Origin of the sequence: Thiohalocapsa sp., from assembly GCF_022340605.1 — a bacterium.
In the GTDB taxonomy this organism is placed as follows: domain Bacteria; phylum Pseudomonadota; class Gammaproteobacteria; order Chromatiales; family Chromatiaceae; genus Thiohalocapsa.
This window is the reverse complement of sequence record NZ_JAJDNQ010000120.1, coordinates 1-22150: the sequence shown is the minus strand read 5'-3', so window position 1 is coordinate 22150 and position 22150 is coordinate 1. Positions and strand designations below refer to the sequence as shown.

Below are 22150 nucleotides of genomic sequence, written 5' to 3'. Positions count from 1 at the left end.
GACTTGGGTGGAAGTCCGTGTCGCCCTCCAGGGTGACACTCGCTCGCGCCGGACAGCGAACGGTATCGACAATTCCAAGGCCGAACACTAGCCACGGCCGCGGACCAGAAAGTAGACGTTCACGGCACCGATGACGATGCCGGCGAACAACAGGCTGAGCGTCCAGCGCATGGAATAGCCGGGGCTCAGCCCGTCCAGCCAGTGCCCGAGGTAGGCACCCGCCACCACCGGCAGCACGAACACCAGGCCCAGCGTGGTGAGATAGATGGTCTGCACCAGCAGGTGCTCGCGCTCGGCCCGGGCCTTGCGGATACGCTCGGCGTCGCGCTCGACGCTGCGCTCAAGGTGCTCGTCATCGCGGGTCGGCGTCATGGCATGGCCTCCGGCATCGGTCCCAGGCGGCTCAGCCGGTGCAGGCGCTTGAGCATCTCCCGCTCCAGGCGCTTCAGGCTCTCGTGCATGGCCGCGAGCTCCTGTTCCTCGGCGGCGAGCCGGGTGCGCAGCAGCATGTCCACCTGTGCGTAGTCCGGGCCGCGGAACAGCCGCCGGGTGCTCAGGAACAGCTCGTTGTCGACGAAGTGCACCAGCGCGCCGGGCAAGGCCAGGTACTCCCAGGCATCGTCGGCGCCGCGAAAGCGGGCCAAACCGAACTTGAGCGAGGTCATGAAGCGCGCGTGGCCAGGCAGCAGGCCGAAGCTGCCGCTCGGGTCGACGCCGACGAAGGACTGCACGCCATCCACACGCGTGTAGCTCAGCGCGTCCTGGAGGTGCAGCGTGAAACCGCTCATGCCGGCGCCGCGGCCATCGCGCCGCGCATGTAGCAGTCTTCCTCCGGGGTGTCGTCGTGGTCGCCGCGCAGGAAGGCCTCGCAGTCCGCAAGGGTCATCTCCAGCGGCACCGCGACGCCCTCGATGCCGCTCTGGGCGGTGATGACGTGCAGCGGCTGGGTGAGATAGCGCTGCAGCTTGCGCGCGCGCAGCACGATGAGGCGGTCGCGCGGCGACAGCTCGGCGATGCCGAGCATGGCGATGACCTCTTCCAGCTCCCGGTAGCGGGCGAGGTGCTCGCGCACGCCCTCGGCGACGTCGTAGTGCCGGTCGCCGAGCACGTGGCGGTCCATCAGCTTGCTGCTGGAGGCGAGCGGGTCCACGGCCGGGTAGATGCCCTTGCCGGCCTGGTCGCGGGACAGCACCACGGTGCTGTCCAGGTGGCCCAGGATCGCCGTCACGGCCGGGTCGGTCATGTCGTCCGCCGGCACGTACACCGCCTGCACCGAGGTGATGGCGCCCAGACGCGTGGAGTTGATGCGGTCCTCGATCTCCGCCACCTCGGTGTCCAGCGTCGGCTGGTAGCCCACCGCCGCGGGCATGCGCCCGAGCAGGCTGGAGATCTCACTGCCGGCCTGCACGAAGCGGAACACGTTGTCCACCAGAAACAGCACCTCGGTGCCCAGGGTGTCGCGCAGGTACTCGGCATAGGTCACGGCCGTGTGCACGACGCGGAAGCGCACGCCCGGGGACTCGTCCATCTCGCCGAAGATCAGCATCGTCTTGGCCATGACGCCGGTGTCGCGCAGCTCGTGCCAGAGCTCGTGGCCCTCGCGGATGCGCTCGCCGACGCCCGCGAACACCGACACGCCCTTATGCAGCGCCACCACGGCGTGCATCAGCTCCATCACCAGCACCGTCTTGCCGACGCCGGCGCCGCCGAACAGCCCCGTGCGGCCGCCCCGCACGAAGGGGCAGAGCAGGTCGATCACCTTGATGCCGGTCTCCAGCACCTCGTGCGGCGGCACCGCATCCGCCAGCGCGACGGCGGTGCCGCGGATGTCGCGGTAGCCCTCGGCGTCCGGCGCCGGCTCGCCGTCCAGCGGCTCGCCGAACATGTTGAGCGCGCGGCCGAGACAGGCCGCGCCCACCGGCACCTGCACCGGTGCGCCCGTGTCGTACAGCGCCATGCCGCGGGTGAGCCCGGCGGTGCGGTGCAGGGTCACCGCACGCACCCGCTGGCGGTCCAGGTGCTGGTGCACCTCCAGCCAGTAGGTTTCGTCATCCACCCGTGCCACCAGCGCCTGGCGCAGCGGCGGCAGGTGGTGGCAGGTGATCACCACCACGGGTCCGTGCACCTCGTCGATATGGCCGACGTGGGTCCAGCCCTGGGGAAGCGAATCGGCGCCGACGGATTGGACGTTCATGGGCACATGTCACGCGAACGGTGTTGCCAGCGCTGCACGGTTCTCCTCTGGCGGGTCTCCGCCGGGTGGACGAGCTCAGACCGGACGGCAGTCTGCGCCGGTCGCACGGGTATCAGCCACTCTTCAAACCATAGCCCGCGCAGCAACCGACTCCAGCCGGCTCGGCCGCGGATGCTGCCGTCCGGCGCCTGGAGCGCCCAGGTTGCGAAGCGCCCGATCAACAACCAAGGCGCCTCGGTCGCCCGGTCTGCGGTGGATGAGGTCGCGCCCTGGGGCAAGGAGCGAAGCCGGGGCGCGGGGGCTGTGCTGTCCAGTCGAAAACGAGGATCATGGGCCTTTGTGCACCGAGCGTTCGAGCCGCCATGTCGAAGAAGTCCGCCAAGTCCGCCAAGTCCGGCAAGTCCAGATCCGCGCCAAAGACGAGGCCGCAGCCCGAGGCGTCTCAACTGCGTGCCGTCGAGCGGTTGCTGGAGGCTGGAGATGCCGCCGGCGCAGTGCAGCGCTTGCGGCCGCTGGTCGCACGGTTCCCGGGCCACGGCGGCCTGCGCCGCCTGCTGGTGGAGGCCCTGCATGAGACGGGGGACGAGGCGGCCGCCGCCGTTGCTGCCTTCGACTGGGCCGAGCGCCGGCCCAACAGCCTGCCGGCCCAGCAGGCGCTGCTCGCCCATGCGGTTCGGGGCGTGTACTTGTTTCTCGCCGACCGCACGGCTGCGCGCATCCGCGCCCTTGGCGGCGAGACACGCGGCTTTCCGCTGCCGGAGGCGACCAAGGCGGAGTTTGCTTCCCTGCCGGAGGGTGGCCACGCGGACGAAGCGGCGATGATCCGGCTCGATATCACCCGTCTGCATATGCAGGGCCAGTGCTTCGACGAGGCCCTGGTCTGGCTGGAGGGCCTGGAGTTCACCTCGGCCTGCAACAACCGCGGCTCGGTGCTCTTCTATCTAAACCGCATCGACGAGGCGCTGGCCGTCTTCGACGGCTGCTGGCAGCGCGACCCCGACAACCTCTACGCGCTGGCCTGGCTGTCGAGCATTCGGCTCTATCGGGGCGACCGGGCGATGTCCGAGGACCTGGCGGAGCGCATGGTCGCGGCGACGCCCCGACGCGCGGACGATGCGCTGCCGCCCCTGGTGACGCTGCTGCTGCTGGACCGGCCCGACGCGGCCCTGGCGTTCTACGAGCGCACGACCGGCACTGACTGGTGGGAAGGCATCGACGACCCGACCCGCGCGCAGGTCGCCCATGCCGCCGGCTGCGCCATCGCCCGGCTGGGTCGGCACGAAGAGGCCCGCGCGCTATGGCAGGCCGTGGAGGACCGGTTTCCGGGGCTGACGCTGGCGGCGGAGAACCTGGCGGGATCACGGGACAATCCGGCCGCCGCCTGGCCGGCGCTGCTCCAGCCCCGGATGGCCCTGCCGCCGGTGCTGCTGAACCGATTCCGGGACGAGCCGCACGGGATGGAACAGGTCATGGACGCACTGGAGGTGGCCGACGAATACCTGGAGGCCGTCTACCTGTGCGGCACCGACCCGCTGCGCAGGCTCATCGTGGTGCTGCTCTCGTACCGGTGCAAGGCGCATCAAGACCCGGCCGCGGCCGATCTGCTGCGCCGCTTCGCGCGGCTGCCAATCGGCACCGACGACCTGCGGATGTCGATGTTGACGAGCCTGCGGGCGTCGGGCCTCGCCGCCGGCGACGAGTACCTCGACTATTGGCACGGCTCCCGGCTGACGCAGGCCCGCGGGCTCGGCATCGAAGTCCACCGGGAACCCGAACCGACGGGTCTCTCGCCGGATCTCGAGCGCATGTTTCAGGACGCCTTCGCGGCGTTCGCGGATGGCCGCAACGAAGAAGCCGAGCAGGGCCTGCGCGCGATCCTGACCCGGGCGCCGGCGCAGCCCGCCGTCCTTGCCAACCTGGGCGGTATCCTCGATGTAGCAGGCCGGCGGCGTGAGGCGAAGGCGCTGTTGCGCCAGGCACTCGACGTCGACCCCGACTATCTGTTCGCCCGCTGCACCCTGGCCCGCCTGCTCATCGACGAAGGCGACGTGGCGGGGGCCGAGGCCCTGCTGCCCGAGATCGACGCCTTCGAGCGGCTGCACGTCCAGCACCTGATCGCGCTGTTCGGGACCACGGCGCTGCTGCACGCGGCCCGCGGTGATGCCGAGGCAGCGCGCGGCCTGCTCGACGTGGTGCAATCAGTGGTGGCCGACGACGACGAGAGACGGCGTCTCGCCCACTACCAACTCACGGCCGGCCGACTCGCCCGCGACCCCAGCTTCATGACGGAATTGATCAAAGAGCATGTTTCCCGCGGCAGCGGCAGCGGCATCCAGTGACTCAGCGCAGACGGGCTACCGATACCCTCGCCCAGTGCTCGAGCAGTCGGTCGGCGCGTGAGCCCTCGGCCGCTTCGGGCGCTGCATCGGCCCCAGAGGGCGCAGGGACGGGGACGGTCGTGGTGGGTCGGCAAGCGCCTTCCGCGACGACCGGAACCGCCGTGCCGGTGGCGCGCTCAGTCGGCTCCTCGGCCGCCAGCGCCACGCGCAGCCGGATGCCGTGGCCGCGCAGCAGCTCCACCAGGAGCCGCACGGTGGCGGGCTCGTCGTCGATGACCAGCACTTGCGGCGCATCGGACATGGGGTGCGTCCCGGGGGTGCTCGGCCCCTCGATGTTCGGCGGATCATTCGGGCGGACCCGGTGAGATCGACCGCTTTATCGTTTGGGGCAAAAGCTTAGCGATTCGCTCAACAGAAAAATAGGTCCATGGAATCAAAAGCACGCAACGCGCCGACCATGGAGGATGACACCCGCGGCGCAAGACTAGGGCACCATGGTCGCGGGCTTTGCTCAGTGCTGCTCGGCTCCGCGCGCCCAGGTCGTAGGGCGTACGCGAAGCGGCTACGCTGTGATGCAGCCCGTCTCATCCAACCAGTGCAGCAACCCGAACGCGGCCAACGCATTCGAGCCGGTGGGCCTGGGTCTCGATTACGCACAGTCCGCCAACAAGGCCGGTATGATGTTCGCGGTGGGCGGCTCTGCCAACGACTACCAGGTACAGTGCTTCTCCGAGGGCAGCCGGGACAAACTCGACAACGCCGTGTCACAGTGGCTATCCGGTTTAAAGGACAGGGATATCGTCGATTCCGCCTATGCCTACGGCAAAGGGGTCTTGATCGTAACTCCGACCAAGCGCTCGTCCTGTGGGAGCGGCGTCCCCGCCGCGACCGGGCGCCCGTCGCGCCGAGGACGGCGCTCCCACGGCGGTGGACGGACTTATGATCAAGGCCGGCAACGGCAACTGGCGGCTGATCGTGCTGCACAAGCAGGGCACTGGCGGCAACTATAAGGTCTGGACTGACCGGGAGAAAGAGGGAGACGACCTGGCCAAGAACATGAACACAATGTTCCAAGACAACGTCAATGTCTCCACTGTCTGCACGATGGCTTATACCTTTGGCAATGATCGGCATCAGGCCTGCGTGATCTACAAGCAGGATGACGAAGCGATAAGGTATCCCGGGGCCGGGTAGCTATCGGGAGGCAATGCCGAGCGCAGGCCTTGAGATTGACAAGCAGGGGAGGCGCCGGGGTGCCCCGGCCAATGGCACAATCGAGCCCTATGCCCGCCGCCGGAGCCCAACCGTGCCAAACACCTCCAACCACACCAACGCCGCCGACACCGTCGCACGCCTCACCGTCCGCAACGCCACGCCCACCGACGTGCCGGCCATCCGCGCCCTGTTCGAGCGCGCCTATGCCGGCGCCGGCATCAGCGGCTACACCGCGGCGATGATCCGCGGGCAGATCAACAAGTTTCCCGAAGGACAGTTCGTCGCCGAGGCGGACGGCAAACTGATCGGCTTCTGCTCCAGCTTCGTGACCTCGGGCACGCTCGCGCTGAAGCCCCACGACTGGACCTGGATCACCGGCGGCGGCTACGCCAGCCGTCACGACCCCAACGGCGACTACCTCTACGGCATGGAGGTCTGCGTGGACCCGGACTACCGGGGGCTGCGCATCGGGCAGCGGCTCTACGATGAGCGCAAGAAGCTGGCCCAGTCGTGGGCGCTCAAGGGCATCATCTACGGCGGCAGGTTGCCGACGCTGCGCGGCGCACTGAGCCGCGCCGAGGACCCCTACCCGACACCCCAGGCCTATGTCGCGGCGGTGGAAGAGGGCCGCGAGAAGGACCCGGTGCTGACCTTTCAGCTGCGCAACGACTTCAAGGTCATCGGGCTGATGCCCGGATACTGGCCCGAGGACGACCAGTCCATGGGCTACGGCGTGCACCTGCTGTGGCGCAATCCGCAGGCGCCGGACGAGGCCGAAGAGGCGCGGCAAAAGAACTACGGCGGCCGGCTCATGGACACGGTGCGCGTCGCCACGGTGCAGTACCAGCAGCGCCGCGTGAAGTCCTTCGACGAGTTCCTCAGCATGGTGCGCTACTTTGTCGACGTGACCTCGGATTACCGGGCGGACTTCTGCGTCTTCCCTGAGCTGTTCTCGCTGCAATTGTTGTCCATGGAGGACCAGGAGCTCACTCCGGCCGAGGCCATCGAGGCGCTGACGCGCTGGACCGACCCCATCAAGGACGCGCTCCGCGAGATGGCCGTGCGCTACAACATCAACATCATCGGCGGCTCCCACCCGACGATGATGCCGAGCGGGCGGGTCGAGAACATCTGCTACGTCTGCCTGCGCGACGGCGAGGTGCACGAGCAGCCCAAGCTGCACCCAACGCCCAACGAGGTCTATTGGTGGAACATCGAGGGCGGCCACGAGCTCGCCGCCATCAATACCGATTGCGGCCCCATCGGTGTGCTCATTTGCTACGACGCCGAGTTCCCGGAGCTGGCCCGCCACCTCGCCGACCAAGGGGCCAACATGATCTTCGTGCCCTTCTGCACCGACGAGCGCCAGTCGTATCTCAGGGTGCGCTACTGCTGCCACGCCCGCGCGGTGGAGAACCAGTGCTACGTCGTCATGTCCGGCAACTGCGGCAATCTGCCCAACGTCGCCAACATGGACATCCAGTACGCCCAGAGCTGCATCCTCACCCCCTGCGACTTCCCCTTCGCCCGCGACGGCATCGCCGCCGACACCACCCCCAACGTCGAGACCGTCGCCTTCGCGGACCTGCGCCTGGAGGCCCTGCGCGAGGCCCGTTACGAGGGCACGGTGCAGAACCTCAAGGACCGCCGGCATGATCTGTACACAACGGTGTGGCGGGAGAAGTAGCCTGGCTCGGACCGCGGAAAGAAAAGCCGCAGCGGCGCTCGATGTAACGCCTGTTCGTCGGGCCTCCTACATCGGCCCGACCTACGACTTCAGCTTTCGCGCTAGTGCAACGGTGCGCAAGCCCCGAGACCGCCTCAGGTCGTTGTCGTTGTCGTTGTCGTAATCGTGATTTCTGCCGTGCGGATATTCGATGATTTCAGCCGTGCGGATATTCGATGACGACTCCGATCACGACAACGAGGGAGCGCGGCATCGCAATATTCGCGGCGAAGCCCTAAACTCTGGCGCCGCGTGCTAATCATCCTGCGGCGGCACGGGGCGAACGGCTTGTTCGGCCCGGCGCCCTGCCACTTCGCCCACTAGAGATGGATCGCGATCTCCTTGACCTCGTTAGTGCTCAAGCCGTTGTCCAGACCCGCACGGATGGCGGCCTTCAGCGAGTCAACATCGCCGATCGCGGTGATGCGGCGATTGGCACGATGGCCTGTTGGGTTGCCGACAACGCCTGAATGCTGACCGCGACCTTCTGTGTGCGCTGACGGCTACCGTAGTACACCGCATCGCTGACCTTCTCCTTCCAAACCACATTCTCGCGTCGCGGCTGCCGGTGATGACCAGGTGCGTCATCGGCGCATCCGGTGTCGCACCGTGCCAGTGATCGATATTCGCCGGGCACCAGACGGTATCGCCCACATCGAACTCGATGACCTTCCCGTCGCGGGTCCCGGTGAGGGCGACCCCCGAGGTCACGACCATGTGCTGGCCCGCCGGATGCAGGTGCCATGCGGTCCGGGCACCGGGCTGAAAGGTGACGTAGGCACCGGAGTAATGAGCGGTGGCATTGTCCGGAAAGAGCATCTGCACCTGAACCTCTCCGGTGAAGTATGCTTCCGGCCCCTTGAACGACTGCTGCGAACCGCCTCCATACAGGGTTTGCTCGGCCGGTTCATCCGCCGCCAATCCGGTTTGGCCGAAAACCCCGCCGAAAAGACTCAGCAGCCATGAAAAACCGCGCGTTTTTGTTTGCACAGAGCAACTCCTCCGCTTGGCGCCCCTGGCGGTGCAGAGGCGCGTCTGGTGGATTAGAGCGCCGCGCGCAGGACGCCGACGACGTCCGCCTCGCTCATGGCCGGGCGCCCCGGCAGCAGGCCGTTCTCGTCGTGGACGATGCGCAGGGTTTCCTTGGCGTAGGTCTCGATCAACCGGTCATCAAGGCCCAGCTCGGAAAGGCGCGTCGGACAGCCGATGGATTTGAGAAATGCCTCGAAGCGGTCGATCCCGGCGCTGGCGCAGTCCAAATCATCCGAGCCTTTGGCGTCGAGACCGAAGATCCGCTGGGCGAACTGGACGAATTTGGCCGTATTGCTCTTGGCCGCGAAGCGCATCCACGCGGGGTTGATGATGGCCAGCCCCGCGGCGTGGGTGATGTCATGGAAGGCCGATACGGTGTGCTCGATCATGTGCACGGGGTACCCCGCGCTCCCACTGCCGGCGCTCAACCAACCGTTGAGCGCGACCGTGGCCGCCCACTGCACTTGGGCGCGTGCGTTCAGATCGTTGCCATCGGCGATGGCCTTCGGGCCGTACTCCATCGCGGTGAGAATCACGCCCTCGGCAAAGCGGTCCTGAATCGGCGTGTCGCCGGTCCCGTTGAAGTAGCTCTCGGTGATGTGGGTAATGAGGTCGCAGACGCCATAGGCCGTCTGATCCTTGGGGACGGTCACCGTCAGCTCCGGGTCGAGCAGGGCGACCTTCGGGTACAGGCATTCTGCCTGTACGAAGGACTTTTCCCTGGTCTCCGCGTTGGAGATCACCGCGCCGCAGTTCATCTCGGAGCCGGTTGCGGCCAGGGTCGGCACGGTGATCAGCGGCAGCGCCTCAGTCGGTACGTGCGGCTGCGGTTGGCCGTGATGGATCATGTCCCACGGGTCACCGTCGTAGAGGACGGCCGCCGCGATCACTTTGGAGGCGTCCATCACGCTGCCGCCGCCGAGTGCGACAATCAGGTCGCAGGCATTGTCACGCGCCGTTGCCGCGCCCCGTTTGACCGACGAAATCCTGGGGTTGGGCTCGACGCCCTCGCACTCGAACACCGTGATGCCGGCGTCGGCGAGGCTGTTGCGCGCACGCTCGAAGGTGCCGCTGCGCTTGACGCTGCCACCGCCGGTGACGAGCAGCGCTCGCTTGCCGTACGTGCCGGCCATCTCGCCCAGACGAGAGAGGGAGCCAGCGCCGAACACAAGGCGGGTGGGGTTCAGGTATTCGAATTTCATATCGTGTCTCCTCGGGGAAAGCGCTTCGGTTTCGTGGACTGAACTGTAGCCCCCAGCCTCCGGGAGCCAGTAGAACGATTCTGCTGGACTCTTGCCCAATCCTCCAAGCTCCTGGCTGAGCGGCCACGCCTCACCGCACCGTTGCGGGGCGTGTCCGCCCCTCGCGGGAATTGGCGGGATGGCCTGGCGCCGTCACCGCATCGTCCGTTACTCTTTCATCCTTGCCTGATCCTCGCCCAGTCCGGACCATCCTGTTGTAGACACAGCAGTCTCGGTGCTAACGTCGCAGTAACCGACGAGCACGAGGGCGGCCGTGGAATGCACGGAAAGTCCATGAATTGCGTTAGGGGGGCCGCCGAAGCGAAACGGGGCGGCGCGAGTGGCGGACCACAGAGCCTGGCCGATCGGATTGCCCGATGGGCCGCAGGTAAGAACCGGCTCGACACCTCGATTCGGGGCCTGAGCCTGCATCGATGGGAAACGCCCACCGAGCCGACGAGCTACATGCTCGCACCCAGCATTTGCCTGATCGGCCAGGGGCGAAAGCGCTTGTTCCTCGGCGAAGATGCTTATGTGTACGATGCGGACCGGTTCCTCATCACCTCCGTCGACCTGCCGGTGGTGACGCAGATCATCGAGGCCAGCGCCGAGAAACCCTACCTGGGATTGACCATGGAATTGGACCTGCGTGTCATCGCCCAGCTCATGCTGAACGACCACGGAGCGCCGGCCAGCTCATCGCGAGAACGTCTTGGTCTAGCGGTCAGCGAAGTCTCCCCGCCCTTGCTCGACGCCTTCAACCGGCTGCTCGATCTTCTCCAGACCCCGGAAGACATCGCAGCCTTAGCACCACTCGTGCAGCAGGAAATCTTCTACCGCCTGCTGACCGGCGAGCAGGGGCCACGCCTGCGGCAAATCGCCTCCGCCAGCCACCATGGTTACCAGATCGCCCGGTCCATCGACTGGCTGAAGGACAACTTCAACAAGCCCTTGCGGATCGAGCAGTTGGCGAGCAAGGCGGGCTTGAGCACCTCGGCCTTCCACAGCCATTTCCGCTCCACGACGGGCATGAGTCCGTTGCAGTTCCAGAAGAGAATGCGACTGACCGAGGCGCGGCGACTGATGTTGACCGAGCGCCTGGACGCCTCCAAAGCCGCATTTGCGGTGGGCTATGAGAGTCCCTCCCAGTTCAGCCGAGAGTACAGCCGTCTGTTCGGCCAGCCGCCCATCCGCGATATCAAGAACCTGATGGAAATCGCCACGGGTCAGGTCTGATCAGTTGATTGTCGGGTTACGCTATCGCTAAACCGACCTGCGATCCGCTCGTTTTCGGCGTTGCGAGCAATCCTTTTTTGCGGTCTCTTCGCTTATCCACCCTAGTTCTGCAGCCCTTCAATTGTTTTTCTGACTCCGGCCAGCTGAAGCCGGCGTTTTTCTGACACCGTGGTGGCGCTTGCGGCGACACGCTCACTCGAGGTTAGTGCCTGCGCTATGGCTGGTCGTCGGCCGGCAGATCAGACACGGATGGCTTGGCGCTCGATCCCATGCCCGGACTCAGCGGCGTCCCCCGACGGGGCAGACGGCCAGGTCCGTTGGCTGATCAGCCGCAGACCGAGGCCCGTGCTTACGGCGGTGCCGTTGCCAGCATGGCAGCCGCCTTGATCTCAGCTCAGGCCAGTTGGCCGCGCCGTGCCCGGCGGCAAAGCGATTCACGGTAACATTGCGGCGCATGGACGCCTCCACCGATCCCCTGATGCCCAAGGCCGCCCGCGCCCTGCGCCGTGGTCCACCGTCAACGCTCGGCGGGCCGCTCGGCTGGCTGGCGGGAGTCGGGCTCGCCTGGCGCACGCTGCTGGAGTGCCTGACGCTGTACGGCAACATTATCATCGGGCGCGAGCGGCTGGACCTGCCCGCCTTCACGGCGGCGCTGCGCCAGGCGGGGCTGTCCATCCTGCCGGCGGTGACGCTGGTGACCGCGGCGCTGGGGGTGATCCTCGGCCGGCAGGCGGGCAAAGTACTGGAGAGCTTCAACTTTCCGGGTGCCTTGCTGTTCACCATCACCTATGCCGTGGTCATCGAGCTGGTGCCGATCCTGGTGGGCGTGCTGGTGGCGGGGCGCGCCGGTGTGGCGCTGGCGGTGCGCCATGCGACCTTGGTCGTCACGGGGCAGATGGACGGGCTGCTGGTGAGCGGCATCAACCCTATCCGCTTCGTCACCGGGCCGACCCTACTGGCGATGCTGGCCATGTCCTTCGCCTTCCTGGTGTGGGGCAGCCTGGTGACCGTGGGCGCGGCCTACCTGTGGCTGTTCTTTTTCTCGGACGTGCCGCCGTACCAGCTCATCGATGCGGTGCGCAGCACGCTGGGGCCAGGTGACGTGCGCGAGGCGGTGACCAAGCCCCTCGTGTTCGCGGTGGTGATCGCGCTCATCGCAACGGTCAACGGCACCGTCGCCGGCCGCGACCCGGAGGCCATCGGCGAGGCAGCTACCCGCACCATGATCGCGGCCGTCACCAGCATCCTGCTCATCGATCTGTTGTTCGTGTTGTGGCCGGAGGGATGACCCGTGGGCGATTCGGCGTCGGCATCCGCCCCCGGACACGCCCCGGATCCAGACCCGGGCCTCGCGCCGGTGCCGGCCCTGGAGATCACGGATGTATTCCAGCACGTGACCGGGCACGCGGTGCTGAACGGCGTTTCGCTGACCGTTCAGCCCCGCGAGAGCGTACTGCTGATCGGCCGAAACGGCGCCGGCAAGAGCCTGCTGATGCGCCTGGTGCTGGGACTGGACCTGCCCTCGGCGGGGCGGGTGCGGTTGTTTGGCCAGGAGCTGACGCGCCTGTCGAGTCGTGCCGCGCGAGCGCTGCGGCGGCGCACCGGCGCGGTGCTGCAGCGCGGCGCACTACTGGATGGGCTGACGGTGCTGGAGAACCTGCTGCTGCCGCTGCGCGCCATGCGCATGTCGCGGCCGGACATGGCCCGTGCCGCGCGGCTGGTGATGACCCAACTACAGCTCGACGGCATGGAGAACCACCTGCCGCGGGCGCTGTCCGTCGGCCAACGTCGGCGCGTGGAACTGGCACGGGCGCTGATCCATCGGCCCGAGCTGCTCATCTGGGACGGCCTCACCGACGGTCTCGACCTGCCCGCAGTGCGCGAGATCTTCGGCCTGTTGCGGGCGGAAATGGACGTGCGCGGGCTGACGGTGATTGCGACAGACAACGTGACCCTGGAGGCGATCCTGCCGGACGAGCGCGTGGTAGTGCTGGACCGCGGCCGGCTGTTGTTCGACGGCAGCCGCGGCGACCTGGAGGCGGCCGCGCCGGGGCAGTTGGAGCTGCGTTACCTATTGCAAGGCCGGTGGTGATGTTCGCGGGGCCGAGCTGGGCGTCCCGAGCCGCGCGGAACCGACCTTGCTGCAAATGCCCGTGGCGATCTTGCTCGTGTCGCCCTGGAGGGCGACACTCCGGCCGACACTGGCTGTGATTTCCGTGCCAGTTCTGAATGGAAGGGTGGATCAGCGAAGTGACCGTGAACGTATTGCGCGCAACGCGGAAAACGGGCGGATCGTAGGTCGGGTTAGCGATAGCGTAACCCGACAATCAACGGCACACCGAGGCTCAGCGTCGGGTTACGCTGCGCTAACCCGACCTACACCGAACATTTTCATAGGCTCGAAGCGCATCCGACGCAGGCCGAGACGGCGGCTGCTTTTCGCTTACTGGCCCCTGTCTGTTCCCATTGTTTCTGAACCGCTATTTGCGCATTCGATTACGACCGCGACAGCGACAGCGACAGCGGATAGATGTGTCCAAGCAATCATTGGCCCGTTCCCTAGCCCCCAGCCCCTAGCCCCTGATTTCTGACCGATGCCACTGGAACGCCTCTACCAACCCCCCGAGATCGGCGCCCCCGGTATCCGTCGCGGCCGCCGGCAGCGGCGCGACCTGGTGCTGTCGGGGTTATTCGTGCTCGCCATGGTGGCGATGGTGCTGGCGGTGCTGCTGCTGAACGTGCCGGCGCTGTTCGGCGGCTACGAGCTGCGCGCCTACTTCCCGGAGGCGAGCGGCCTGGATCGCGGCATCGACGTGGTGCAGGAGGGCTTCGTCGTCGGCCACGTGGGCGCCGTCGAGCCGGTGTTCGCCGGCGATCGGGACCGGGGCGAGTGCCCGGGCACCGAGCAGCCGCGCTCGGCGGAGCTGCCCTGCTTTCGGGCCAGCCTGCGCATCCAGCGGAACTGGCCGGTGCCGGTGGGCAGCCACGCGCAACTGGCGCCGGCGAGCTTCCTGGGCGGGAACCTGATCCGCATCCAGCCCGGACTCGCGGACCAGACGCTCCCCGCCGGCGCCGCCATCGCCACCCTGCCGCGGCAGCCGGACCTGGCCACCCAGGCGGCCACTGCGTTGACACGGCTGCAATCGGCCATCGATGACACCATTCGCCCGGCGCTGGTGCAGTTGCAGGAGCGCATCCAGGGCCTGGTCGCCGCGATGGGCGCCGGCAAGGAAGGCGAGCAAGGGACGGCCGGCGAAGGCGTCGCGGAGGTGTTCCAGAACCTGCGACAGCTCAGCGCCGACATCGAGCAGAGCGTGGACCCCAAGCGCATCGAAGCCATTCTGAAATCCGTCGATACGCTCACCGGCAACCTCGCCACGGCCTCCAGCAGTCTGGACGCCCGCAGCGCGGATATCGGCGCCGCGGTGGAGCGCTACACGGCGCTCGGTGCCGACCTGCAGCGGGTGGTCAACCAGGCGGAGCCGCAGGTGACGGACTCCCTGGATGACGTACAGTACCTGCTGCAGTCGCTGTCCGCGTCCCTGACGCCGATCCTGGCCAACATCGATACCGCATCGCGCAACCTCGCCGCGCTCACCGGGGACCTGCGCCAGGACCCGAAATCCCTGTTGTTCGAGCGCGTGCCGAAGGAGCCCTCGCCTTGGCTGAGCCGTTGACGTCTTCCCGAGCGCTGCCAGTGCCGCACCCCAGGGTGCCGGCGGCACTGGTGATCCGGGCGCTCCTCGCCTGCGCGCTGCTGGCCTCTGCGCTGCTGGCCGGCTGCGGCGGCGAGCGCCTGCGCGACCTCTATTTCGCGCTGCAGCCGGAGGTGAGCGTGCAGCCGAGCCCACGGCCCATCCCCGGTACCCTGCGCGTCATCCCGCTGACGGCACAGGGCTTCGTCGCCGGCGACCGCATCGTTTACCGCACCGCCCAGGAGCCGCTGCAGGTGTACCGCTACGCGGAGCTGCTGTGGGAAGAGCCGCCCGCCACCGCCATCGCCAATAACCTGACGGCGGCGCTGCGTGCGGCCGGCGTGTTCGAGCACGTGGTCACGGCGGCCGATCCCGCGCGGGCGCAATACCTGGTCACCGGCGAGCTCAACCGCTTCGAGCACCGGCCCACCGATAACCCGCCGCGTGTGCTGGCGGAGATGACGCTCACGCTGGTGCGCGGGCAAGGCCGCAACGTACTGGTTGCACGCAACTACGCGGGCGAGGAGCCCACCGCCGTCGGCGCGGACGGGCGCACCACGCCGGACGCCATCGTGGCCGCATTCAACCGGCTCACGGGGCGGCTCATCGGTGAGGTGATTGCGGACGCCCAGCGCGCGGCGCCGAGGTTGCAGTGATGACCGGCGCGGCAGCAGTTCGCGGGCTTGGGCGCGATCACCGGGGTGCGGGGAGCGGTGCCCTTGGCTGAGTCGCGCCTGGCGGACGACCCCTTTGCCGCCCTGCTGCCGGCGGCGGCGCGGCGCATGCCGGTGGCCTGGGGCAAAGTGTGCGTGCCGGGGCCGCCCGCCGGCTTCGGGCTCACGGCGAACGAGATCAATGCACCGACGCCGCTCGCGCGCTTTCACCGTCGGCTCATCGTGCTGCTGGATTGTGCCGCGGAAGACGGCGACCGGCTGGCGCTGGTGGACAAGGCCATCCCGCACGCCCAGTTCGACTTGATGTTGAGCGAGGCATCTGAATGCGACAAGCCGAGCCCCTGCCACGTGGCGCCCGTCACCGGCCGGGCCTTGTGGCGCAGCGGGTTGGAGTTCGTCCGCTTCATCTCGCGGGTGGACGTGATGGACCGGTTCGGCCTCGCCCACGGCGCGCTGCACCTGGCGCTCAACTGCGACCCCTACACGTGTGATCGCGAGAGCGTGCAGGCGTCCAAGCAGTTCCACCTGCATCTGCTGTACTGGACCGCGGCCGAACTGGCACCACTGGGCGACGGCAACGAATACGCGGCCGATCACGACGCGCGCACCCGCCGCCAATTGCTGGACCCGCTCACCTTTGCCGGCGCCCGGCTCGTCACCGCGCTGCTGGCGGACCTGGACCTCGGCCTCAACGGCGCCCGGGTGCTGCCCTGCGACGACGACGCGGTCGCCGCCGGCCAGCGGCCGCCCGGGGCGCTGATCCTGCTGCCGGGCTGGGACGTGCTCGCGGAGGATGCGTTCGAGGACCTCGTGCGACGCCTGCACCGGCGCCTCGAGGACGCCGCCGGAATGCTGCGGGCGGTCTTCACCGGGGTCGCCGACGTGCCGCCGCGCTGGCACCGGCATCCGTTGCGCGCGGCCGCGGAGGTCCGTGCCGCGCTGGCCGGGCTCGGGTTGCCGGCGGACGTGCACCGCGAGCTGGCGCTGCTCGCCGATCTGCTGCGGGACCTGCCGCCAGCGGTACTGGCGCGCCTGCGCCGCGGCACGCCGGCGGCGCGCAAGCACCTGCTGACGCTGAACGCGCCCGCCTACGCGCTCAATCTGTTCGCGCCCGCCCGCAACCGCCCGGCGGCGCCCGTTGCCGCTGCGCGAGCCGTGTATCTCAGCGTGCAGCCGCGGCTCTTCTCCGGCACCGGCGGCGCCGGGCTGCTGGCGCTCGACGGCGTGCCGAGCGTGTGCATCCGCCGCGGCATCGGCGCGTTCGACGAGGCCCAGTGGCGCCTGCGCGCCGAGCTGCAGCGATCCTTCGCGCTGCATAACGCCGAGCGGCTGCGGGACCTCATCGGTGCCCGCTGCGGGCCGGTGCGGCGCTTCGTGGACTGCGCGCAGGGCTGGACCTGAGTCAAGCCCGCAGCGTCATCGTACCCCGCCATGGACTTCGCCGCGTTCGCACCCTTCTGGATCGTCTTCTCGCTGCTGTCGGCGTTCTTTCATGCGTCGCGGCTCGCGGTCACCAAGCACCTGTCGTTCAGCTTCTCGGCGCGGGCGCTGACCCTGTACGTCAACCTGGCGAGCCTGGTGGTCACCGCACCGCTGATCGTCTGGCACCACGACTTTCCGTTTCGCGAGCCGGTCTACACCCTGGTGGTGCTGCTCGGCGGCGTGGTGTCGGGACTCGGCGGATGGGCGCTCAACACGGCCATCCATCGCAGCGAGGTGTCGCTGGTGGGGCCGGTGATGACGCTGACGCCGGGCTTCGTCGTGGTCATCGAGTGGCTGGTGACCGGCGACCTGCCCGGTCCGCTCGGCTTCCTGGGGCTCGGGCTGTTGATCGCGGGCGGCTACGCGCTGAGCGTCGAGCGCGAGCAGACCAGCCTGCTGGCGCCGCTGCGGCGACTGTTCCTGGAGCCGGGCAGTGTGTTCACGCTGGCGGCGGCGTTTTGCTTTGCGGCGGCCTCGACCCTCGGGCGCGTCGGCATCCAGATGAGCGACCCGCTGTCGTTCGCGGTGGTGGTGGCCGTGGTCAACCCGGTGGTGTTGTTTGTGATGTTCAGCCTCCAGGACCACCGCTTCTATCGCGAGGCGTTTCCGAAGCATCTGCGCCGGGAGATACGCCCGCTGCTGCTGCTCGGGGTGCTGTTCGCGCTGATGCGCATCGCCGACCAGATCGCGCTCAGCCTGACCCTCGCCTCCTACGCGATGGCGGTCAAGCGCACCGCCGGCGTCTTCTCCGTGCTGCTGGGGCATTGGTACTACGGCGAGCGCCACATGACGGCGCGGCTCGCAGGCAGCGCCCTGATGCTGGCGGGACTGTTCGTGCTGACCCAGTCTTGAGCTCGCCCACTGCTGCCGAGATCCGCAGCTCGATACCCGGATATGTCCTGGCCGAAGCTGGTAACCTACCGCAATCATTTACGATTCCATACTCAGGGCCAGCGGCGTGACCGGCCCGGGAGCACTGCCATGGCCCGCCCTGCCCGCCGGCCCTTCCATGTCGAGCTGATCAAGCCATCCCATTACGACGACGACGGCTATGTGATCCAGTGGGTCAAGGCCTGGATTCCGTCCAACTCGCTCGCGACCCTGTACGGCCTGACGCTGGAGGCCGCGGAGCACCACGCCCTGGGCGACGACCTGGACATCCGCGTCCAGGCTTATGATGAGACCAACACCGTCATCCCGGTGCAGCGCATCATCCGCCGCATCCACAAGGCCGGCGGCGAGGGCCTGGTGTGCATGGTGGGCGTGCAGTCCAACCAGTTCCCCCGCGCCATGGACATGGCCAGGGAATTCCGCGCCGCCGGCATACAGGTGGCCATCGGCGGCTTCCACGTCAGTGGTTGTCTGGCCATGCTGCCGGCGCTGCCGGCGGACTTGCAGGAGGCCCTGGACCTCGGCATCACCCTCTTCGCCGGCGAGTCCGAGGGCCGCTTCATGGATTTGCTGCGCGCCGCCAAAGACCGCGCCATGGAGCCCCTCTACAACTACATGGACGACCTGCCGGACATGGAGGGCCAGCGCATGCCCTATCTGCCGCCCAAGGTCGCGCGGCGCTACGCGCCCATGCCGGGCACCTTCGATGCCGGGCGCGGCTGCCCGTTCCTGTGCAGCTTCTGCACGATCATCAACGTGCAGGGGCGCAAGTCCCGCTACCGCAGCCCCGACGACGTAGAGCGGCTGCTGCGCGCGAACCTGGCCCACGGCATTCGCCACTACTTCATCACCGACGACAACTTTGCCCGCAACCGCAACTGGGAGCCCATCTTCGACCGCATCGCCGCGGTGCGCGAGGAACTGGGCGTGAAGTTCAACTTCACCATCCAGGTGGACACCATGTGCCACAAGCTGCCGGGCTTCGTGGACAAGGCGCGCAAGGCGGGCGTGTCACGGGTGTTCATCGGCCTGGAGAACGTCAACCCCGACAACCTCAAGGCGGCCAACAAGAAGCAGAACAAGATCGCCAACTACCGCGACATGCTGATCGCCTGGCAGCGCAAGCGCGTCACCACCTATTGCGGCTACATCCTGGGCTTTCCGGGCGACACGCCGGAGTCCATCGCCAAGGACATCAAGACCATCAAGCGCGAGCTGCCGCTGGACATCCTGGAGCTGTTCTGCCTGACCCCCCTGCCGGGCTCAGCCGACCACAAGGCGCTGGTGGAAAAGGGCGTCGCGCTGGACCCGGACATGAACATCTATGATCTCGAGCACGTCTGCACCGCGCACCCCAAGATGAGCAAGGACGAGTGGATCGGCGCCTACCGCGACGCCTGGGACAGCTACTACTCTTTTGCGCACCTGGAGACCCTGATGCGCCGCGCGGCGGCCTTCGGCCGCAACCCCAAGCGGGTGATGGAGATCGCGCTGGAGTTCTACGGCTGCCTGCGCTTCGAGCGCGTGCACCCGCTCCAGGGCGGCTTCATCCGCCGCAAGATCCGCACCCAGCGCCGGCCCGGCTTAAGCGTCGAGCACCCGCTGGTGTTCCATCCGCGCCGCGCCTGGGAGATCACCAGCACCTACTCGCGGCTCTTCGTCTACGCGCTGCGCGTCTGGATGCTCTACAAGCGCATCCGCAAAGAGACCCTGAATGGCGCCGGCCTCGACTACCTGGACGAAGCCATCCGCCCCAGCGAGCCGGAGGCGGCCAACGACGATGCAGCGCTGGAGGATCTGACCGGGCAGGTGGCGGAGCCGGTGCGGGTGGCGGCCGGGGCCTGAACAGAGTCGGCGGTGGCGAGCAGGCCCGGCTTGCAGCCATGACGCCCGCCAATCCCGCCAGCCCCGCGTCGGGCGTCGTACGGCGCTTCGGAACGGCTCAATAATTGCCTGGACACATCAATCCGTTGGCGTGGTCGAAGTCGTGCGTAACGCTTCGAAAACAACGGGAACATCGTAGAGTGGATGAAGCGGAGAGCATCCACCGCAGCCAAGACGGTGGATGCGCTCCGGGACAGTGAAAGTATTCGGTGTAGTCGGGCTAGCGCAGCGTAACCCGACGCTGGGCTACCTCCTATACCTGTTCGATCGCTCGAGCCTGGACGCCGGTTGAGCGGCCAGCGGTCGGACGGCGGGTTGTCGCGCCCGGGCTCGTTGCCGATACTGGGCGTGCGATCCACGCGGAGTCTCAGCGACATGTCCCGGCCATTGCGCGATCCGGAACGGCACACCTACGGCGAATACCGCACCTGGCCGGAGGACCAGCGCTACGAGCTCATCGATGGCGCGGCCTACGCCATGGCGCCCGCGCCAAGCAGGCAGCACCAGCGGCTCGTCGGTGAGCTGTTCCGGGCGATTGCCGATGCATTGGAGGGCAGCGGCTGCGAGGTCAACGTCGCCCCGTTCGACGTCCGCCTGCCGGATGGGGACGAAGCCGACGACCACATTGCCACCGTGGTCCAGCCCGACATCAGCGTGGTCTGCGACCCGACCAAGCTGGACGACAAGGGGTGTCGCGGGGCGCCCGATTGGCTGATCGAAGTGCTGTCTCCGGCCACGGCCGGCCATGACCAGGTCCGCAAGCTCGCGCTCTACGAACGGCACGGCGTCCAGGAATACTGGCTGGTCCATCCGGTCGATCGCGTGCTGACCATCTACCGGATGGAGAATGGCGCTTACGGGCGTCCGGCCGTTCAGGAGTTGAGTGGCCGCTCGCGCTGTTCGGCCTGCGCTGGTGTGGAGGTCGATTGGGAGCGGGTCGTCAAGGGGCTGCCAGACGAACCTTGCATTGGGTGATCGGGAACTTCGCCAGATCAGCAGCGATCCCCGTCCCGCTGCGCCTGCTGGACGCGTCGGCGCTGATCCGTGTCGACCTGGAGGCCGATACGCCGGCCGACACGCCGGCCGTGGGTCGCGATGGCCGGAGTGTCGCCCTCCAGGGCGACACACCCGCTCGCGCAGGAGGGCGAACGTATCGACAATTCCAACGCCGTGCACGAGTGCACAAGTCCCGAGACCGTCTCAGGTTGTTGTCGTGGTCGTTGTCGTGGTCGTGATCTCAACCGTCCGGATATTCGATTACGACCACGACCACTAGGGAGCCCGGTCTCGGAATTTCCGCAGCGAGCACTAGCCCCCGCGCTTCTCCCGTCGCTCGAGCCAGACTTCGAGCCCTTGGGCGTTCAGTTCCAGGTCCACCGCCAGCAACTGGCGCATGCGCTGCTCATCCAGGGCACAGCCGTGGTTGCGGGCATCGGTCAGCAGGTGCGCGGTGACCGCGTCTTTGATGCGGTCCTTGCGGCCGTCGCGGGGCTGATCGCCCAAGTCCAGGGCGATGGTGGCGAGGTCCTTGATGCTGCGCCTGAGTTGGTCGAGATGCCGAGCCGGGTCGTCGATGCGGCAATAGTGCGTCAGGAACACGGCGGCGGGGGTGAACGCCATGATCCGGTCCAGGCTCTGTTGCCAGGCATCCGGGTCGAAGGCCACCGGCGTGGTCGGCGCAAACAACCAGGGGCCGGCGGCGGTGTCGAATTCCCGGTAGGAGATGCCGAAGGTGTCGCCGGTGAACAGGCCTTTGCTGCCTGCATCGAAGATGCAGCCGTGGTGATTGGCGTGGCCCGGCGTGTGGATGAAGGTGAGCCGCCGGCCGGCGAGGTCGAAGGTCTGGCCGTCGTCCGCGGCGATGACACGCGCCTCGGGCACCGGCTGGAGGCTGCCGAAGTCCCGGGCAAAGGCTTCCTCACCATAGACGGCGGTGGCGCCGGCGGTGAGCTTGGCCGGATCGATCAGGTGCGGCGCGCCCTTGGGATGGGCGACCAGGGTCGCGTTCGGGCACGCGGCCATGAGCGCGCCGGCGCCACCGGCATGGTCCAGGTGGACATGGGTCGGGATGACGTAGTCCACGTGCGCGGGCGTGAGCCCGAGGTCGGCGATGACGGCGAGCAGGCCAGGCACCGTGTGGGCGGTGCCAGTGTCGACGAAGGCGAGTCGGTCCTGCTCGCGAATCAGATAGCAGGCGGCGAGGCCGTTACGGTAGAGGCTGGTTTCGATGCAGAAGACGCCGTCGGCGACGGCTTGATACTGGGCAGTAGGCATGGCGAGCGAGTGCGGGGTCTTTGGCAGGGATCAGCGCGGCGGTCCATCGCCGCGGTTGCAAGCCATGAGCCTAGCACCTTCCGGTTTCCAGAGACTCTTTCCCGCCCCCGGCGTGGGGTCGCACCAGCCCGGAGGACCGGCATCTTGTCGGCCACCGGGAGCGCCGGCATCTTGCCGGCCACCGGGAGCGCCGGCATCTTGCCGGCTACTGGGAGCGCCGGCATCTTGCCGGCTACTGGGAGCGCCGGCATCTTGCCGGCTACTGGG

Annotated in this window: 19 protein-coding genes; 12 read left to right on the top strand and 7 right to left on the bottom strand. The window is 67.7% G+C overall.

Annotated features, from left to right (window positions below; all coding sequences use genetic code 11):
• Window positions 1-87: 87 nt before the first annotated feature.
• From LJE69_RS15525 to atpD, 3 genes are read right to left on the bottom strand one after another with little or no spacing between them, the layout of a single operon-like run.
• Window positions 88-372: an AtpZ/AtpI family protein gene (locus LJE69_RS15525; RefSeq protein WP_296926738.1), complete on the bottom strand. Its 285-nt coding sequence runs from the start codon at window positions 370-372 to the stop codon at window positions 88-90.
• A complete protein-coding gene (locus LJE69_RS15520) occupies window positions 369-788 on the bottom strand; it encodes a F0F1 ATP synthase subunit epsilon (protein WP_296926736.1) in 420 nt (139 codons plus the stop codon). The genes LJE69_RS15525 and LJE69_RS15520 overlap by 4 nt, the downstream gene beginning before the upstream one ends.
• Window positions 785-2194, bottom strand: coding sequence for a F0F1 ATP synthase subunit beta (gene atpD, locus LJE69_RS15515; protein ID WP_296926734.1), 1410 nt, complete (start codon window positions 2192-2194; stop codon window positions 785-787). Before atpD ends, LJE69_RS15520 begins: the two co-directional genes overlap by 4 nt.
• Before the next feature lie 362 nt (window positions 2195-2556).
• Between atpD and LJE69_RS15510 the strand changes: the two genes are divergently transcribed.
• Window positions 2557-4533, top strand: a complete 1977-nt coding sequence (locus LJE69_RS15510; RefSeq protein WP_296926731.1) for a tetratricopeptide repeat protein — start codon at window positions 2557-2559, stop codon at window positions 4531-4533.
• A gap of 1 nt (window position 4534) precedes the next feature.
• Here the strand turns inward: LJE69_RS15510 and LJE69_RS15505 are convergent, their stop codons facing one another.
• The gene (locus LJE69_RS15505; protein WP_296926729.1) at window positions 4535-4834 is read right to left on the bottom strand and encodes a hypothetical protein; all 300 of its coding nucleotides are present in this window, start codon (window positions 4832-4834) and stop codon (window positions 4535-4537) included.
• 638 nt (window positions 4835-5472) lie between these two features.
• Here LJE69_RS15505 and LJE69_RS15500 point away from each other — a divergent pair.
• The gene (locus LJE69_RS15500; protein WP_296926727.1) at window positions 5473-5727 is read left to right on the top strand and encodes a hypothetical protein; all 255 of its coding nucleotides are present in this window, start codon (window positions 5473-5475) and stop codon (window positions 5725-5727) included.
• 112 nt (window positions 5728-5839) lie between these two features.
• Window positions 5840-7435 (top strand): bifunctional GNAT family N-acetyltransferase/carbon-nitrogen hydrolase family protein, encoded by a 1596-nt coding sequence (locus LJE69_RS15495; RefSeq protein ID WP_296926725.1) that lies wholly within the window; start codon window positions 5840-5842, stop codon window positions 7433-7435.
• A 441-nt stretch (window positions 7436-7876) separates the two neighbouring features.
• Here LJE69_RS15495 and LJE69_RS15490 read toward each other — a convergent pair whose 3' ends face one another.
• Both LJE69_RS15490 and LJE69_RS15485 read right to left on the bottom strand, forming a co-directional pair.
• Complete coding sequence (locus tag LJE69_RS15490; RefSeq protein ID WP_296926723.1) at window positions 7877-8464, bottom strand: cupin domain-containing protein; 588 nt, start codon at window positions 8462-8464, stop codon at window positions 7877-7879.
• A 53-nt stretch (window positions 8465-8517) separates the two neighbouring features.
• Window positions 8518-9708, bottom strand: coding sequence for an iron-containing alcohol dehydrogenase (locus tag LJE69_RS15485; protein ID WP_296926720.1), 1191 nt, complete (start codon window positions 9706-9708; stop codon window positions 8518-8520).
• A gap of 318 nt (window positions 9709-10026) precedes the next feature.
• Here LJE69_RS15485 and LJE69_RS15480 point away from each other — a divergent pair, with 318 nt between their 5' ends.
• The 9 genes from LJE69_RS15480 to LJE69_RS15440 all read left to right on the top strand — a co-directional run bounded on the left by LJE69_RS15480 (window position 10027) and on the right by LJE69_RS15440 (window position 20584).
• Complete coding sequence (locus LJE69_RS15480; RefSeq protein WP_296926718.1) at window positions 10027-10983, top strand: AraC family transcriptional regulator; 957 nt, start codon at window positions 10027-10029, stop codon at window positions 10981-10983.
• Window positions 10984-11437: 454 nt separating this feature from the next.
• Window positions 11438-12271, top strand: coding sequence for an ABC transporter permease (locus LJE69_RS15475; RefSeq protein ID WP_296926716.1), 834 nt, complete (start codon window positions 11438-11440; stop codon window positions 12269-12271).
• A 3-nt stretch (window positions 12272-12274) separates the two neighbouring features.
• Window positions 12275-13075 (top strand): ABC transporter ATP-binding protein, encoded by an 801-nt coding sequence (locus LJE69_RS15470; RefSeq protein ID WP_296926713.1) that lies wholly within the window; start codon window positions 12275-12277, stop codon window positions 13073-13075.
• Between the two features lie 502 nt (window positions 13076-13577).
• Window positions 13578-14660: an MlaD family protein gene (locus LJE69_RS15465; RefSeq protein WP_296926711.1), complete on the top strand. Its 1083-nt coding sequence runs from the start codon at window positions 13578-13580 to the stop codon at window positions 14658-14660.
• Complete coding sequence (locus LJE69_RS15460; RefSeq protein ID WP_296926709.1) at window positions 14645-15334, top strand: ABC-type transport auxiliary lipoprotein family protein; 690 nt, start codon at window positions 14645-14647, stop codon at window positions 15332-15334. Before LJE69_RS15465 ends, LJE69_RS15460 begins: the two co-directional genes overlap by 16 nt.
• A gap of 63 nt (window positions 15335-15397) precedes the next feature.
• Entirely contained in the window at window positions 15398-16753 is a 1356-nt protein-coding gene (locus LJE69_RS15455) for a hypothetical protein (protein ID WP_296926706.1), read from the top strand.
• 30 nt (window positions 16754-16783) lie between these two features.
• Window positions 16784-17686 carry an EamA family transporter gene (locus tag LJE69_RS15450; protein WP_296926704.1) on the top strand — a complete coding sequence of 301 codons (903 nt, stop codon included), beginning with the start codon at window positions 16784-16786 and terminating at the stop codon, window positions 17684-17686.
• A 129-nt stretch (window positions 17687-17815) separates the two neighbouring features.
• Complete coding sequence (locus LJE69_RS15445; protein WP_296926702.1) at window positions 17816-19570, top strand: radical SAM protein; 1755 nt, start codon at window positions 17816-17818, stop codon at window positions 19568-19570.
• Window positions 19571-19984: 414 nt separating this feature from the next.
• Window positions 19985-20584, top strand: a complete 600-nt coding sequence (locus LJE69_RS15440; RefSeq protein ID WP_296926700.1) for a Uma2 family endonuclease — start codon at window positions 19985-19987, stop codon at window positions 20582-20584.
• A 333-nt stretch (window positions 20585-20917) separates the two neighbouring features.
• Here LJE69_RS15440 and LJE69_RS15435 read toward each other — a convergent pair whose 3' ends face one another.
• On the bottom strand, window positions 20918-21883 hold the full coding sequence (locus LJE69_RS15435) for an MBL fold metallo-hydrolase (RefSeq protein ID WP_296926698.1): 966 nt from the start codon (window positions 21881-21883) through the stop codon (window positions 20918-20920).
• Window positions 21884-22150: the final 267 nt, after the last annotated feature.